Genomic DNA, 14,310 nt, shown 5'->3' with positions numbered 1-14,310 from the left:
GGGCCGCAGCGAGATCACGACTGCGCCTCCCCGTCACCGGCCGGGCGCAGCGGATCCACCGCCCCCGGCGAGGTGCGCACGGTGTGCAGCCGCTGCGCGCAGGTGATCAGGCTGGCGACCGCCAGCAGCCACATCGCGATCGGCAGCGCCAGCGGCAGCGGGAAGACCGGCAGGTCGGACAGGCCCGCACCCACCAGCACGATGATCAACCGCTCCGGGCGTTCGATGTAACCGCCGTCGCCGCGCAGGCCACTGGCCTCCGCGCGGGCCTTGATGTAGGAGATCACCTGCGAGGTGACCAGGCAGATCAGCGTGGCGACCACCAGCGGCGGATCGTGCAGCCCGAACGCCGCCCACCAGGCCAGCCCGCAGAAGACGGCGCCGTCACTGATCCGGTCGCAGGTCGCGTCCAACACCGCCCCGAACGCGCTGCCGCCGCCGCTGAGCCGGGCCATCGCGCCGTCGAGCATGTCGAAGTGCACGAAGAACCACACCACCAGCGTGCCGGTGAACAACTTCCCGATCGGGAACAGCGTCAACGCCGCCGACACCGCACCGGCGGTGCCCAGGATCGTGACGGCGTCCGCGGTCAGGCCCGTCCACAGGAACGCCCGTGCCACCGGTGTGGTGATGCCGGCGAACGTGGCCCGGGACAGGAACGGCAGCCGGCTCACTGTTGGTTCGCCCACTCATCGGCCAGCAGCCGGCGAGTGTCGCGCAGCAGCTGCGGGATGACCTTCGCACCACCGACGACCGTGATGAAGTTGGCGTCGCCGCCCCAGCGCGGCACGACGTGCACGTGCAGGTGCTCGGCCAGCGATCCGCCGGCTGACTCGCCCAGGTTCAGCCCGACGTTGAAACCGTGCGGGCGCGACACCGCCTTGATGACCCGGATCGCCTTCTGGATGAACGTCATCAGCTCGGCGCCCTCGGCCTCGGTGAGGTCCTCGAACTCCGAGAACCGCCGGTAGGGCACCACCATCAGATGGCCGGGGTTGTACGGGTACAGGTTCAGCACCGCGTAGACGTGTTCGCCGCGGGCCACCACCAGTCCCTCCTCGTCGGGAAGGGTGGGGATGTCGGTGAACGGCTGGCCCGAGCCGCCGCGATCGCGTTTGACCGCCTCGGCCAGGTAGGTCATCCGGTAGGGCGTCCACAGCCGCTCCAGCCGGTCGGGCTCGCCGACACCCGTATCAACGATCGCGCGTTCGCCCGAACAGTCAGCCGTCACTTGCTGTCGCCCACCTTCACCGATTCAGCGGTCGGAATGCTGTTGTTCCGCACGGTGATCCAGTCGACGATCGCGTCGACCGCCTGATCGCGCGGCACCCCGTTGATCTGGGTTCGGTCACCGAAGCGGAAGCTCACCGCACCGGATTCGACGTCGCGGTCGCCGGCCAGCAGCATGAACGGCACGTGCGTGTTGGTGTGGTTGACGATCTTCTTCGGCATCCGGTCGTCGCTGCCGTCCACCTCGACCCGCACACCGCGCGAGCGAAGCTGCGCGGCAACGTCTTCCAGATAGGGCACATGCTTGTCGGCGACGGGGATGCCGACCGCCTGCAGCGGCGCCAGCCAGGCCGGGAACTCCCCCGCGTAATGCTCGGTGAGCACCCCGAAGAACCGTTCGATGGAGCCGAACAGTGCGCGGTGGATCAGCACCGGCCGCTGCCGGGTGCCATCGGATGCGGTGTACTCCAACTCGAAACGGTCCGGCATGTTGAAGTCCAGCTGGATCGTCGACATCTGCCAGCTGCGCCCCAGCGCGTCCTTGACCTGCACCGAGATCTTCGGTCCGTAGAACGCCGCGCCGCCCGGGTCGGGCACCAGGGTCAGTCCGGAGGCCTCGGCGACCTCGCGCAGCGTCTCGGTGGCCTCCTCCCACACCTCGTCGGAGCCGACGTACTTCTCCTCGTCCTTGGTGGACAGCTCCAGGAAGTAGTCGTCGAGCCCGTAGTCGGCGAGCAGGTCCAACACGAAGCGCAGCAGCGACGCCAGTTCGTCGCGCATGCTCTCCCGGGTGCAGTAGATGTGCGCGTCGTCCTGGGTCATGCCGCGCACCCGGGTCAGGCCGTGCACCACGCCGGACTTCTCGTAGCGGTAGACGCTGCCGAACTCGAAGAGCCGCAACGGAAGTTCCCGGTAGGACCGCCCGCGCGATCGGAAGATCAGGTGGTGCATCGGGCAGTTCATCGGCTTGAGGTAGTAGTCCTGGCCGGGTTTGCGCACCGTGCCGTCGTCGTTGAACTCGGCGTCGATGTGCATCGCGGGGTACATGCCCTCGCGGTACCAGGCCAGGTGCCCGGAGGTCTCGTAGAGCTCGGACTTGGTGATGTGCGGGGTGTTGACGAACTGGTAGCCGGCCTCGATGTGCTTACGCCGCGAGTACTCCTCCAGCTCCCGGCGGATGATGCCGCCGCGGGGGTGGAAAACCGGTAGCCCGGAACCGATCTCGTCGGGGAAGCTGAACAGGTCGAGCTCCACGCCGAGCTTGCGGTGGTCGCGGCGCAGCGCCTCCTCGATCAGCTCCAGGTGCGCGTCGAGCGCCTCCTGCGACTCCCACGCGGTGCCGTAGACCCGCTGCAGGCTGGCGTTCTTCTGGTCGCCGCGCCAGTAGGCCGCCGAGGAGCGGGTGAGCTTGAACGCCGGGATGAACCGGGTGGTGGGGATGTGCGGACCGCGGCACAGGTCACCCCAAACCCGTTCTTTGGTGCGGGGATTGAGGTTGTCGTAGGCGGTCAGTTCGTCGCCGCCGACTTCCATGATGTCGCTGTCACCGGACTTGTCGTCGACCAGTTCCAGCTTGTAGGGCTCGCCGGCCAGTTCGGCGCGGGCCTGCTCCTTGGACTCGTAGACCCGGCGGGCGAACAGCTGACCATCCTTGATGATGGCCTTCATCCGCTTCTCCAGCTTCGCCAGATCCTCCGGGGTGAACGCCTCGGGAACGTCGAAGTCGTAGTAGAAGCCGTCGGTGATCGGCGGGCCGATGCCGAGCTTGGCCGCCGGGAACAGGTCCTGCACGGCCTGGGCCAGCACATGCGCGCAGGAGTGCCGGATGACGCTGCGGCCGTCGTCGGTGTTCGCGGCCACCGGGGTCACCTGCGCGTCGGCGTCCGGGGTCCAGCCCAGGTCGCGCAGCTTCCCGTCGGCGTCGCGCACCACCACGATCGCGTCGGGGGCACCGCGACTCGGCAGCCCCGCCTCGCGCACCGCCTCGGCCGCCATAGTGCCGGCCGGCACCCGGATCGGGGTGGCTTCGGCAGGCGTAGCGGGCGCGCTCATGGCGTGTTCTCCAATGGTCGGTCAGGGCGGTACAGATGTCCGCGACCATGCTATCGGGGCGGGTACCGGCCGTTACCCCAGGTCGAGCAAAGGTCGCCGGTCACTAGGGCTCGATCAGGTTTATCCGCGCGATGGCGGACGGGTAGTTCTTGGCGAAGTCGAGTCGTTCCTCGTCGATCTGGGCCGAGTCGATCACGTAGGCGACGTCGACCCACAGATCGCGCATGGTCCGGCTGATCTGCGTTCCGACCATTCGCGCGCAGATGACCAGGGCCGGCACCCACACCGCGTCGACGCCGTCGGGTGTCTGGACCACCAGGTCCGGGCTGGCCCGGGCGATGTCGAATCCCGGCGTCGGCCAAGCATTGACCGCGATGCGTTGCTGGAGCCAGTCGGGAATCTCCTTCGGTGGCTCGGGTACGAACAGCATCGGCCGGTCGAGCCTGACCAGGCAGTAGTCCGGTCGGTCGTCACCGGCCAGAAACCGGATCAGCTCGCCGTTGAGCGGAAGCCGTGCGGCGAACTCCGCCGGGCCGGTATCCATCTCGTCGAAAACGATGATCGGCACGGCTGGCAGCTTCGCACGCCGACGGTCGCCTCGACGCCGGGCGCGCCGAGCGCCCTCACGGCTGCCCCGGCTTGAGCACCACGAACAGCGCCTCTCCGTCGGCGAGCAGGGTGTCGCCGTCGCACAGCCGGGTCTCCAGGAAGATCTTGCGGCCCTCCACCCGGCTGACGCCGGCCTGCACCTGCAACTCCTTCTCGATCGGGACGATCTTGCGGTAGTTGACGTGCAGGTAGGCGGTGCGCTGATACGGCCCGCCGGTGAGCAGCCACGACGCGGTGCCTAGCACCGAGTCGAACAGCAGCGCGATCGCCCCGCCGTGCACCGCCCCGTTGCGGCCCAGGTGGAAGCGGCGGAACCTCGCCCAGCCGGCCAGCCGGTCGACGCCGCCGTCACCGGGGACTTTGTGGACCTGCATCGGCACCGGCAGCAGGTTGCCGCGGGTCGGCAGGTCCAGCCGGCGCCCCGACGGCGACGACCATTCGTCGGTGTCGTACGGCGCGAGCAGGTCGCAGACCTCGGCCAGTGCGTCGGCGGCCCGGGTGATCACCTCGTCGGGCGCGTCGACGGCGCGGGCGTGGTCCTGCAGGACCCGCATCGTCTCGATGAAGCGGCCGTAGTCGGGCCCGCCTTTGGCGGTGGGTTCGGGCGGGGTGAATCCCCCGCCAGGGTGTCCGGGTGCGCTGGTCACCGGGACACCGTATCCGGCGTTGACTCTGCGGCTACGGCGCAGAAGTGCGAGAGGATCCCGCCGTCAACGCAGAGTCAACCCGCCGCGGCGGCCGCCAGCTCGTCGAATTCGGCGTCGGTCAGCGTGATCTCGGCGGCGGCGACGTTCTGCTCGAGGTGCTCGACGTTGGCGGTGCCGGGGATCGGCAGCATCGCCGGGGACCGTTTCAGCAGCCACGCCAGCGCCAACTGCGACGGCGTGACGCCCCGCGCCGCGGCGAGCCCGGCCAGTGGCCCGTCCGCGGCGATCAGCGGTCCGGCGGCCAGCGGCGCCCACGGGATGAAGGCGACACCTCGCTCGGCGGCGGCGTCGAGCACCGGATCGTCTTTGCGGTCGGCCAGGTTGTAGCGGTTCTGCACCGACACGATCGGGGTGATCTTTTGTGCGGCGTCCAGCCACTTCACGCTGACCTGGGACAGACCTAGGTGGCGGATCTTGCCCTCGTCGCGCAGCGTGACCAGTTCGCCGAGTTGGTCGGCCAGCGGGATGTGCCGGTCGACGCGGTGCAACTGGAACAAGTCGATGCGCTCCACGCCGAGCCGGCGCAGGCTCATCTCCACTTCCTGACGCAGGTAGTGCGGGTTGGCCAGCGGAATCCACTTGTCCGGGGCGGTCCGCAGCAGCCCGGCCTTGGTGGCGATCACCAGCCCGTCGTAGGGGTGCAGCGCCTCGTGGATGATCTCCTCGGAGACGTAGGGGCCGTAGGAGTCGGCGGTGTCGATGAAGTTCACCCCGAGGTCGACGGCCCGGCGCAGCAGCCGCACACAAGCGGCACGGTCGGCGGGCGGTCCCCACACCCCTGGGCCGGTGAGCCGCATCGCGCCGAAGCCGAGCCGGTTGACGGTCAAATCCCCGCCGAGGGTCACCGTTCCCGCCTGCGCTGCGCTCACCTGATCGACGGTACGCCTGCAAATGGCAAGGTGGACCAATGGATTTCAGCACGCTGCGTGACCTGCCGCTGACCTACGCGGAGGTGGGTGCCACCGTCGGGGTGCTGCCCGACGGGTACCACCACCTGGATCTCACCGCGCCGATCGGCCGGGGCCGGCAGCGTTTCGAGCAGGCAGCGGATGCGGTGCTGCACTGGGGGATGCAGCGCGGCGCCGGGTTGCGGGTTAAGGCGGAGCACGACGTCGCCGCGGTCGACACGACGGTGCTGGTGCGGATCGGTTTCCTGACCGCACCCTGCCGGGTGGTGCGCCTGCTCGACGAGCCGAACCGGCGCGGGTTCGCCTACGGCACCCTGCCGGGGCATCCCGAGCGCGGGGAGGAACTGTTCGCGGTGCGTTACGACCCGGCCGACGACGCGGTGTATGCGCAGGTGCGGGCGTTCTCCCGGCCGGCCACGTGGTGGCTGCGGGCCGCCGGTCCGGTGGCGACGCTGGCGCAGCGCGCGATCGCCCGGCGCTACCTGCACGCGATATGACGCGACCGCGCCACGAACTGATCGGGTTGTCGTGACGCGGTCGCGGGTTCTCCTGCGACGGTGACCGTGTTTAGGTCACATGCCTGGTGTGTTCGTACTCGGCCAGCCGGGCCAGTGCGACGGCGGCGACCAGCAGACCGAAGTCACGCAGGGCCACGTCGTAGTACCCGGACAGCGTCAGCAGGTCGACGACGATGCCGCCCAACCAGGCCGCGACCACCCAGGCGCCGATCCGCGGCGCGAACGCGACCAGCAGGCCGGCCACGATCTCGATGCAGCCGATCAGGTACATGGCCTGGTCCCCGTTGCCCGGCAGGATGTCGTTGATCCAGCCGGCCAGGTATTTATCCCAGTGGTTCGTCATCGTGTCGCCCGGAACGTGCGGCAGCACATTGAAGAATTTGTCGAGGCCGAACAGAATCGGTGCGACCGTGAACAATGTGCGAAGCAGGAAATACGCTTCGAACACCGGATCCTTCAATCGTGTCGTCAGGGCAGGTGAGCTAGTGTCGTGGCTGGTGCTCATGGCATCCTCCCGCTAGTGTGACGTGGCTTACATCATCAATGCTAGGAGCGACTCGCTGTATCGTCAAACGATTTATCCGATAGAGAATTGGTAACGATGAGCGCACTGGACCGCAACGCCGCCGGAATCGCCGCACTCACCGATCCGGTGCGCCGTGCGCTGTACCGGATGGTCGCCGCCGCGCCGGAGCCGGTCAGCCGCGACCAGGCCGCCGACGCCGTCGGCATCGCCCGCCACCAGGCCAAGTTCCACCTCGACAAGCTGGAGGCCGAAGGGCTGCTGGAAAGCGATTACGCCCGGCTGACCGGCCGGTCCGGCCCCGGTGCGGGCCGCACCGCCAAGCGGTACCGGCGGGCGCCGGTCGACATCGAGGTCAGCGTGCCGCCGCGGACGTATCGGCTGGCCAGTCAACTAATGGCCGACGCCATCGCCGAGGCCGCGATCTCCGGCGCACCGGTGGCCGAGGTGCTCAACCGCACAGCGCGTGAGTTCGGGATCGGCGTCGGGCAGGCCGCCGCGGGAAACCATCCCGCGGGTGACCCCGCCGCCGCACTGGGATTACTTACCGATGCCCTGGACGGGTACGGCTACGAACCGCAGCGCAGGGGTGACGAGGTACAGCTGACCAACTGCCCGTTCCATGCGGTGGCGCAGGCCCAGCCGGAGTTGGCGTGCGCGATGAGTCACGCCCTGATCAGCGGGGCCGCGCAGGCGCTGGCGCCGCACTGCCCGCAGGCGCAGCTGGATCCGGCGCCGGGCCGGTGCTGCGTCGTGCTGAGCAGCGCGCCGGATTAACCGAACCGGCTGAGCAATTCTGCTGCGCCGCTGCATATCTCGTCGATCAACACTCCGGCGGCCGTGCTGACGGTGAGCATCCCCACCCCCTGACCGGCGTCCACCGGATCGCACGGACCGACCCCGGCGGCGGCCAGTTCGGTTTCCCGACCAGTCCAGCGGACGGCGAACTCGTCGCGCAGCACCCGGGACGGGAACCGGTCCGGCCAAGGCAGCCCGGCGGCGATGTCGAAGACCCGGGTGGCCACGGTGTCGGTGCTGCCCGCGGCGATCAGCGCCGAGCGGGCGCCGGCACCGGTGAGCGACTCCGGGCAGGCCGACAGGCAGGTGCCCAGCCAGGCGCCGTCGGCGCCGGCGGCTAGCACCGCGGCCAGGCTGCGCGGCGACCCGATCCCGCCGGCCGCCAGCACCGGCACCGTCGCCACGTCCAGCACGGTGTCCAGCAGGGGCAGTGTCGCGAGCCGGACCTCACCGTGCCCGCCGCCCTCGGCGCCGCGGGCCACCAGCACGTCGATCCCGGCGTCCTGCGCGACGCGGGCCCCGTCGGCGTCGTAAACCTGTGTGGCGGTGCAGATTCCGGCGGCACGCGCCCGCTCGACCCAGGAGAGGTCCGTTCCGAAACTCACCGACAGCAGCGAAGGTCCGGCGGCCAACGCCGCGTCGAGCAGATCCGGTTGGGCACGAATCACCCAGTCCACCAAGCCGATTCCGAACCGTGGAACCTCACCCAGCAAACCGAGTTCGACACGCAAAGCCTCAGCCGAAGACGTGCTGCCCATCCCGATCATGCCCAGGCCGCCGGCCGCGGTCACCGCCGCGGCCAGCCGCCCTCCGGCCACGCCGCCCATCGGCGCGTTGACGACCGGAACCCGCAGCCCGAAGCTGCGGGCCCACGGCGTCAGCACCGTCAGTGTGAGCCTTCGGCTTCGTGCGACGCCGTTTTCGCGACGGTCAGCAGCACCACGGAGTCCTCCAGGGAGTCCAGGGCGTGCCGGGTGCGCGGCAAGATGCACAACTCCCCTGCCGAACCCTCCCAGACGTCGTCGCCGGCGGTCAGCTTCACCCGGCCGCGCAGCACCTGCAGGGTGGACTCGCCGGGGCTGTCGTGCTCGGCCAACGCCTGGCCGCCCTTCAGCGCGACCAGGGTCTGTCGCAGGTGGTGGACCGCGCCGCCGTACACGGTGTGCGCCGAACGCCCGCTGTGGTGCGCCAGGGCGTCCTGCAGCTTCTCGTCGGCCAGCTTCTCCAGGGATACAGAGTCCATCACCAAATCCTCACGCTCGTCGGTATCTGTCTCGTCGGGTAACTCAGCGGGCCAGCAGAAGAATTCCCATCGGCACCAGCGCCGCCACCTTAACCACTTCCAGCCCGACGTAGGCGTAGTGCGCGTTCGACCGCGGCGCATCCAGTCCGGCGAGCACCTCGTCGGCGCGGCGACTCAGCCGGGGACGCACCCCCAGCAACTGGCCGAACAGCATCACGACGGCCACCGCGAACGCCACGATCACCGGCGTCGACGGCCGGTCGGTGACGAAGGTGACCGCGATGACGGCGGCCAGGATCAGCTCGGCGGTGTTGAGCGCGCGGAAGACGATCCGGCCGATGCCGAGGCAGACGGGGATCGTGGCGTTCGGCGCCCGGAACTTCAGCGGCGCTTCCATGAACGAGATCGCGGTCACCATGCCCAGCCAGAGGAATGTCGCGGCGATCGCGACGGCGGAGCCAATGCTCACCCGGTGGTCCCTTCCACTCGTATCGTTCCGGCGGGCGAATGCTCCACGGTGACCCCGCTCGGGACCGACCGGGGCTTGCCCGCGGTCACCGGCCGCAAGTGCGCCACGCACAGGTCCGGTTCGGCGAACGCATCCAACCGGTCGATCGCCACCGGCGCATCCCAGGCGTCCAGCGCGCCCTGCATCAGCCCGAGATGGATCGGGCAGACGACGTCGGTGCACGACTCGGCTAGCTCCAGGAACGGGCAGTGCCGCAGCCCGAGTTGCCGCTCGCCGTCGGGCTGCTCGGCCTCGGGTTCGAGCCACTCCGGCTCGAACCCGAGTTCGTCGAGCATGTCGACGAGATGCTCGGTCGACTCTTCAGCATCCAGCGGCCTGGTCTCGTCGTCCAGCGGCCGCATCCGCTGCCCCCAGGCCCGGCCGGCCGCGAGCGCTTTGGCGCTCGGATCCCGGTCGGTGGCGAGCCCGATGGTGAGGATCTCAGCGAGCAGCCGGAACCGGCGCGTCCCGCCGCGGTCCATCTGTCGGACCGCGCGGAACAGCAGCGCCGGCCGGCCCCGACCTTTGTGGTCGGGTTCGGCGAGTTCGACGCGCCCCTCCTCGACCAGGGTGTCGAGGTGGAAGCGCACGGTGTTGGGGTGCACCCCCAGTTCGTCAGCGATCTGCGCGATGCTCATCGGAGCATCCGCGGCCTGCACCAGCCGCAGCACGTCGAGGCGACGTCCTCCGGGCCCTCCGGATACGGCCGGCTTGGCGATGTCGCTCACTCCCCGTTATTCAGCGTCACCCTGCGGGGGGAAGCTGGCCACCAGCGGGGTGTCGACGCCGAGCGGGCCGATCTTGGCGGCGCCGCCGGGCGAGCCCAGCGGCTCGTCGCGACCCGGCAGGGCCTCGGTGAAGAACGCCGCATTGTCGCCCTGGTGGATCTGCAGCTCGTCCGGGAGGTCGTCCTCGTAGTAAATGGCCTCAACCGGGCAGACCGGCTCGCAGGCGCCGCAGTCCACGCACTCGTCAGGGTGGATGTAGAGAGCTCGACCGCCTTCGTAGATGCAGTCGACCGGGCACTCCTCCACGCAGGCCCGGTCCATCACGTCAACGCACGGCTTCCCGATCACATATGCCATGGGCTAGAGTTTACACAAGCGATCTTGTAGAAACTAGAAAGGTAAGCCTAAATGCCGGAGACCGAACTCGACGCCCGGATCCTGCCCAAGCCGGTCAGGCACAAGACGATCTTCGAGACCTTCGCCAAACTGGCTGTCGGCGAGGCGTTTGTGCTGCTCAACGACCATGAGCCGGAACCGCTGCGCCAAGAGTTCGAACGCGAGCACCCCGGCAGCTTCGGCTGGGAGTACCTGGAGAAGGGCGCCGAGCGCGGCGCGTTGTGGCGGACCAAGATCTCCCGGCTGAGCACCACCGCCCTGCCGTGGGTGCTGACCGACACCACCACCACCGGCGCCGGCGTGGAACCGGACCCGGCCGGCCTGGTCTGGAAGCTGGAGGTGCAGAACCGCGAACTCGACGCCGACGTCACCGAGTTGCCTGCCCACGGCGACACCGGCATGCACACCGGCCCCGAGGTCGACGCGCTGATCCACGTGCTCTCCGGCGACGGCGAGTTGCACACCGAGCTTGGCACGATCGACCTGAAGCCGGGTGCGCTGCTGTACATGCCGAAGCGGTCCCGACGGCAGTTCTCCGCCGGCTGCGAGGGGCTGCGCTACCTGACCATCAACCCCAAGCGGCAGTTCCTGAATCTGATGAGCCTGGGTTCCGGCGTCGCGCAGATGACCCGATGAGCGGCTCCAAGGTCAACGGGGCACTGCCCTCGGCGGATCGCGACGACGACAGCATCCAGGGCCACTGGCTGCTGGTCCGACTGGGCAAGCGGGTGTTGCGGCCCGGCGGTATCGAGATGACCCGGGGTCTGCTGGAGCGGGCCGGCCTACCCAACTCCGACGTGGTGGAGTTGGCGCCCGGGATGGGTCGCACGGCCACCGAGATTCTGGCCCACCAGCCGAAGTCCTACGTCGGCGCCGAACGCGACCCGGATGCCGCCCGCAACGTGGAGCGCATCGTCGGCAAGAGCGGCGGCACGGTGAAGGTCGCCGACGCCGCCGACACCGGGCTGCCCAACGGCAGCGCCGACGTGGTGATCGGCGAGGCGATGCTGAGCATGCAGAGCGACGCCACCAAGGAGGCGATCATCTCCGAGGCGGCGCGAGTGCTGCGCCCCGGCGGCCGGTACGCAATCCACGAATTGGCGCTGACGCCGAACACCATCGACGAGGCCACCAAGACCGACATCAAGCAGACGCTGGCCACCACCTTGAAGGTCAACGCACGCCCGCTGACGGTGTCGGAGTGGATGGGGCTGCTGGCCAAGCACGAACTGGTGGTGGATGCGGTCAACACCACCCCGATGGCCCTGCTGGAGCGCAAACGCCTCATCGCCGACGAGGGGTTCTTCGGGGCGCTGCGGTTCGCCAAGAACCTGCTGCTGCATCCCGAGGGACGCCGACGGGTGCTGTCGATGCGCCGGATGTTCCGCGAGCACCAGGAGGATCTGGCCGCGGTCGGGATTCTGGCGCACAAGCCAGGCGGCGGGGCGAACCCAGCGGTGTCGAAGGGCAAGGGTTGCTGCTGACCGGTTGATCGACGGCCGGTCACGCTGGCGCTGCGGCGCCGAAAACCGTTCGCACAGCGGCAATGTCGCCCTGGATGTCGACGAGCCCGAGGACGTCGTCAATTGCAAGCATACCCGCTGCCATGCCGAGAATTATTTGAACATCACCGCTGATCACGGCGTCGAGTTCTCGGCCGTCTCGAGGGCCCACCTCGATGCCGGTCGGCGTGGCAAGGACCTGTACGTCGTGTCCCCCACCGCTCACGCCGACGCCCACCGCCGCAGATCGGTCCGCTGACACCCGACCACTGAACAGAGCGGGCAACGCGACCAGGAGCCCACCGGCCGGGAAGACATCGCCTTCAGGCCCGCGGATCATCAGCGGCGTGGACCACCGGATGAGACCCTCGATCGGCTCGCGCAGTTGCGCGCCCCATGGCGTGAGCGCGTACGTGGTGGCCCTGCTCTCGTCGGCTAGTCGCCGTTCGATGACGCCGGCCGCTTCCAGATCACGGAGCCGATCGACAAGGAGATTGGTGGCGACACCGGGGAGTCCGTCACGCAACTCCTGATAGCGGGCTGGCGCAACCAGCAACTGGCGGACGATGAGCAGATTCCACCGGTCGCCGACTACATCGAGCGCACGGGCCAGCCCGCAGTACTGACTGTAGCTTCGACTCACGTTATCCCTTGATATTTTAAAGTCCACTTGATTATATCAAGCGAATGAATTCGAAGGGGGCATGATGACCGTCACCGAACGGCCCGCATGGGTCGACGACAAACTGTTCCCGTTCCAGAGTCGGTTCATCACCGTCGACGGGCACACCATCCACTACATCGATGAGGGTTCGGGGCCTACGCTGCTGTTTCTGCACGGCAACCCGACCTGGTCGTTCGACTATCGCGATGTGATCCGTTCGCTGCGCGGCGATTTTCGTTGCATCGCAGTCGACTACCCCGGCTTCGGATTGTCCTCCGCGGCGCCGGGCTACCGATACCTTCCCGAGGAACACGCCCGGGCAATCGGAGCCTTCGTCGACTCCCTCGACCTGAGCGGGGCCACCCTGGTGGCGCACGACTGGGGCGGCCCCATCGGCCTAGCCGCCGTCGAAGCACGCCCCGCAGCCTTCGACCGATTGGTGCTGACCAATACCTGGGCCTGGCCAATCGACGCTCTGCCCATCCAGGCGCTCTCCCACATTTTGGGTGGACCTGTTGGACGGCTGCTGATCAGACAGTTCAATCTGTTCGTCAACGTGATGATCCCCATCGGGCATCGGTTGAAGAAACCCACCGACGCCGAGATGACGCACTACCGCCAGGCTCTCGCCGGCACCGCACGGCGTGAAGCATCGGCGGTCTTCCCGCGGGAGATCACCGCCAGCCGTGCTTTTCTCGCGCGGGTTGAGGCCGGACTCGCCCGCCTCGCCGACCTGCCGGCGCTCATCATCTGGGGCGACGCCGACTTCGCGTTCGGCACCGCAGAACTGCGGCGCTGGGAACAGATCCTTCCCCACCATCAGACCGTCGTCGTCGAAGGCGCCGGCCACTTCGTGCCGTCCGATGCACCGGAACAGTTCGCGGCGGCGATCCGGGACTGGAACACCGCGCAGGCATAGTGGCCTACGACACCTACCTCGCAGACCGGATTCGGGAGCAGTTGGCCGGCAATCGCGGAGTGCATGAACAGCCGATGTTCGGTGGACTCGACTTCCTGGTAGCCGGACGGATAGCGGTCGCGGCCAGCGGCCAGGGCGGACTGATGGTGCGCGTCGACCCGGCGGATGCCGACCGTCTGCTGGTGACCGGGGCCGCAGAACCCATGCGGATGAAGGGACGTGCAGTGCGAGGATGGCTGCACGTCGAGACGGACCACCTGCGCACCACACGTCAGCTCGCCAAGTGGGTCGCCATCGGAACCGCGACTGCCGAGCGCATCCCCCGGTGAACCCCGTCGATGCACCACAATGTGTATCGTGGTGTCATGTCGCGGACCAACATCGAGATCGACGACGAGCTGATCGCGACCGCACAGCGCATCTATCGCCTGGACTCGAAACGCAGCGCGGTCGAACTAGCGCTTCGACGACTGGTCGGTGAGGCACTCAGTGTCGATGAAGCACTGGCACTGCAGGGCACCGGTTTCGACTTCAGCAATGAACAGATCGAGGCTTTCTCAGCACCGGATCACAACGCTGCAGACGCCGTGGAATGATTGTCGACACCTCTGTTTGGATCGAATTTCTGCAGTCCGCCGACTCAACCGCCAGCCACTGGGTCGCCGACCGCATCGTGGACAAGACACGATTGGTCGTACCCGAAGTCGTTCTGATGGAACTGATGATCGGCACCACCGACGAGCGGGCCGCGGCAACCCGACGGCGATTCCTCCGCCGATTCAGCATCGAACCCTTGGCGCCGGTGCGCGATTCCGAGGACGCGGCGGCGATCCACCGACGTTGTCGCCGCGGCGGAGATACCGTCCGCAGCCTGATCGACTGCCAGATCGCCGCCATGGCGTTGCGAATGAACCTCGCCGTGGCGCATCGCGACCGCGACTTCGAGGTCATCGCAACCCACTGCGGGTTGCAAACGCTGCCGTTGTTCTGACGGATTCGTCACAC

The 14,310-nt window shown here is 68.3% G+C and carries 21 protein-coding genes; 8 read left to right on the top strand and 13 right to left on the bottom strand.

The window, feature by feature from the left end:
• Positions 1–14: 14 nt before the first annotated feature.
• The 6 genes from pgsA to KIH27_RS00705 form a co-directional block, all read right to left on the bottom strand.
• Positions 15–674, bottom strand: coding sequence for a phosphatidylinositol phosphate synthase (gene pgsA, locus KIH27_RS00730; protein WP_214090988.1), 660 nt, complete (start codon positions 672–674; stop codon positions 15–17).
• Complete coding sequence (locus KIH27_RS00725; protein ID WP_214090987.1) at positions 671–1,231, bottom strand: ATP adenylyltransferase; 561 nt, start codon at positions 1,229–1,231, stop codon at positions 671–673. The genes pgsA and KIH27_RS00725 overlap by 4 nt, the downstream gene beginning before the upstream one ends.
• Positions 1,228–3,282 (bottom strand): threonine--tRNA ligase, encoded by a 2,055-nt coding sequence (gene thrS / locus KIH27_RS00720; protein WP_214090986.1) that lies wholly within the window; start codon positions 3,280–3,282, stop codon positions 1,228–1,230. The genes KIH27_RS00725 and thrS overlap by 4 nt, the downstream gene beginning before the upstream one ends.
• A gap of 103 nt (positions 3,283–3,385) precedes the next feature.
• Positions 3,386–3,850 (bottom strand): hypothetical protein, encoded by a 465-nt coding sequence (locus tag KIH27_RS00715; protein ID WP_214090985.1) that lies wholly within the window; start codon positions 3,848–3,850, stop codon positions 3,386–3,388.
• A 55-nt stretch (positions 3,851–3,905) separates the two neighbouring features.
• Positions 3,906–4,538 (bottom strand): PaaI family thioesterase, encoded by a 633-nt coding sequence (locus KIH27_RS00710; protein WP_214090984.1) that lies wholly within the window; start codon positions 4,536–4,538, stop codon positions 3,906–3,908.
• 74 nt (positions 4,539–4,612) lie between these two features.
• A complete protein-coding gene (locus KIH27_RS00705; protein ID WP_214090983.1) occupies positions 4,613–5,467 on the bottom strand; it encodes an aldo/keto reductase in 855 nt (284 codons plus the stop codon).
• 38 nt (positions 5,468–5,505) lie between these two features.
• On the opposite strand from KIH27_RS00705, the gene KIH27_RS00700 reads away from it, so the two are divergent.
• The gene (locus KIH27_RS00700; RefSeq protein ID WP_214090982.1) at positions 5,506–6,003 is read left to right on the top strand and encodes a DUF1990 domain-containing protein; all 498 of its coding nucleotides are present in this window, start codon (positions 5,506–5,508) and stop codon (positions 6,001–6,003) included.
• A gap of 70 nt (positions 6,004–6,073) precedes the next feature.
• On the opposite strand, the gene KIH27_RS00695 is transcribed toward KIH27_RS00700, so the two are convergent.
• Positions 6,074–6,529: a DoxX family membrane protein gene (locus tag KIH27_RS00695; RefSeq protein ID WP_214090981.1), complete on the bottom strand. Its 456-nt coding sequence runs from the start codon at positions 6,527–6,529 to the stop codon at positions 6,074–6,076.
• Between the two features lie 87 nt (positions 6,530–6,616).
• On the opposite strand from KIH27_RS00695, the gene KIH27_RS00690 reads away from it, so the two are divergent.
• Positions 6,617–7,324 carry a helix-turn-helix transcriptional regulator gene (locus KIH27_RS00690; protein ID WP_250149352.1) on the top strand — a complete coding sequence of 236 codons (708 nt, stop codon included), beginning with the start codon at positions 6,617–6,619 and terminating at the stop codon, positions 7,322–7,324.
• Here KIH27_RS00690 and KIH27_RS00685 read toward each other — a convergent pair.
• The 5 genes from KIH27_RS00685 to fdxA are packed head-to-tail and all read right to left on the bottom strand — an operon-like array spanning position 7,321 to position 10,181.
• Positions 7,321–8,172 (bottom strand): NAD(P)H-dependent flavin oxidoreductase, encoded by an 852-nt coding sequence (locus tag KIH27_RS00685; RefSeq protein ID WP_214091167.1) that lies wholly within the window; start codon positions 8,170–8,172, stop codon positions 7,321–7,323. The two genes, KIH27_RS00690 and KIH27_RS00685, sit on opposite strands and share 4 nt — an antisense overlap.
• A gap of 59 nt (positions 8,173–8,231) precedes the next feature.
• Positions 8,232–8,588 (bottom strand): cupin domain-containing protein, encoded by a 357-nt coding sequence (locus KIH27_RS00680; protein WP_214090979.1) that lies wholly within the window; start codon positions 8,586–8,588, stop codon positions 8,232–8,234.
• Positions 8,589–8,631: 43 nt separating this feature from the next.
• Positions 8,632–9,057: a hypothetical protein gene (locus KIH27_RS00675; RefSeq protein WP_214090978.1), complete on the bottom strand. Its 426-nt coding sequence runs from the start codon at positions 9,055–9,057 to the stop codon at positions 8,632–8,634.
• Positions 9,054–9,824 (bottom strand): helix-turn-helix transcriptional regulator, encoded by a 771-nt coding sequence (locus tag KIH27_RS00670; protein ID WP_214090977.1) that lies wholly within the window; start codon positions 9,822–9,824, stop codon positions 9,054–9,056. Before KIH27_RS00670 ends, KIH27_RS00675 begins: the two co-directional genes overlap by 4 nt.
• 6 nt (positions 9,825–9,830) lie before the next feature.
• Positions 9,831–10,181 (bottom strand): ferredoxin, encoded by a 351-nt coding sequence (gene fdxA / locus KIH27_RS00665; RefSeq protein WP_214090976.1) that lies wholly within the window; start codon positions 10,179–10,181, stop codon positions 9,831–9,833.
• Between the two features lie 51 nt (positions 10,182–10,232).
• Between fdxA and KIH27_RS00660 the strand changes: the two genes are divergently transcribed.
• Both KIH27_RS00660 and KIH27_RS00655 read left to right on the top strand, forming a co-directional pair.
• Positions 10,233–10,856: a DUF2249 domain-containing protein gene (locus tag KIH27_RS00660; protein WP_214090975.1), complete on the top strand. Its 624-nt coding sequence runs from the start codon at positions 10,233–10,235 to the stop codon at positions 10,854–10,856.
• On the top strand, positions 10,853–11,704 hold the full coding sequence (locus KIH27_RS00655; RefSeq protein ID WP_214090974.1) for a class I SAM-dependent methyltransferase: 852 nt from the start codon (positions 10,853–10,855) through the stop codon (positions 11,702–11,704). Before KIH27_RS00660 ends, KIH27_RS00655 begins: the two co-directional genes overlap by 4 nt.
• A 19-nt stretch (positions 11,705–11,723) precedes the next feature.
• Here KIH27_RS00655 and KIH27_RS00650 read toward each other — a convergent pair whose 3' ends face one another.
• The gene (locus KIH27_RS00650; RefSeq protein WP_214090973.1) at positions 11,724–12,365 is read right to left on the bottom strand and encodes a winged helix-turn-helix transcriptional regulator; all 642 of its coding nucleotides are present in this window, start codon (positions 12,363–12,365) and stop codon (positions 11,724–11,726) included.
• Between the two features lie 64 nt (positions 12,366–12,429).
• On the opposite strand from KIH27_RS00650, the gene KIH27_RS00645 reads away from it, so the two are divergent.
• From KIH27_RS00645 to vapC, 4 genes are read left to right on the top strand one after another with little or no spacing between them, the layout of a single operon-like run.
• Positions 12,430–13,305 carry an alpha/beta fold hydrolase gene (locus KIH27_RS00645; RefSeq protein WP_214090972.1) on the top strand — a complete coding sequence of 292 codons (876 nt, stop codon included), beginning with the start codon at positions 12,430–12,432 and terminating at the stop codon, positions 13,303–13,305.
• Entirely contained in the window at positions 13,305–13,634 is a 330-nt protein-coding gene (locus tag KIH27_RS00640) for a TfoX/Sxy family protein (RefSeq protein ID WP_214090971.1), read from the top strand. Before KIH27_RS00645 ends, KIH27_RS00640 begins: the two co-directional genes overlap by 1 nt.
• A gap of 36 nt (positions 13,635–13,670) precedes the next feature.
• Entirely contained in the window at positions 13,671–13,901 is a 231-nt protein-coding gene (locus KIH27_RS00635) for a type II toxin-antitoxin system VapB family antitoxin (RefSeq protein ID WP_214090970.1), read from the top strand.
• Complete coding sequence (gene vapC, locus KIH27_RS00630) at positions 13,898–14,296, top strand: type II toxin-antitoxin system VapC family toxin (protein WP_214090969.1); 399 nt, start codon at positions 13,898–13,900, stop codon at positions 14,294–14,296. Before KIH27_RS00635 ends, vapC begins: the two co-directional genes overlap by 4 nt.
• The last annotated feature ends 14 nt before the right edge of the window (positions 14,297–14,310 follow it).

The organism is Mycolicibacter acidiphilus, assembly GCF_018455725.1.
GTDB classification, from domain to species: domain Bacteria; phylum Actinomycetota; class Actinomycetes; order Mycobacteriales; family Mycobacteriaceae; genus Mycobacterium; species Mycobacterium acidiphilum.
This window is presented reverse-complemented; position numbering and strand designations above follow the sequence as displayed.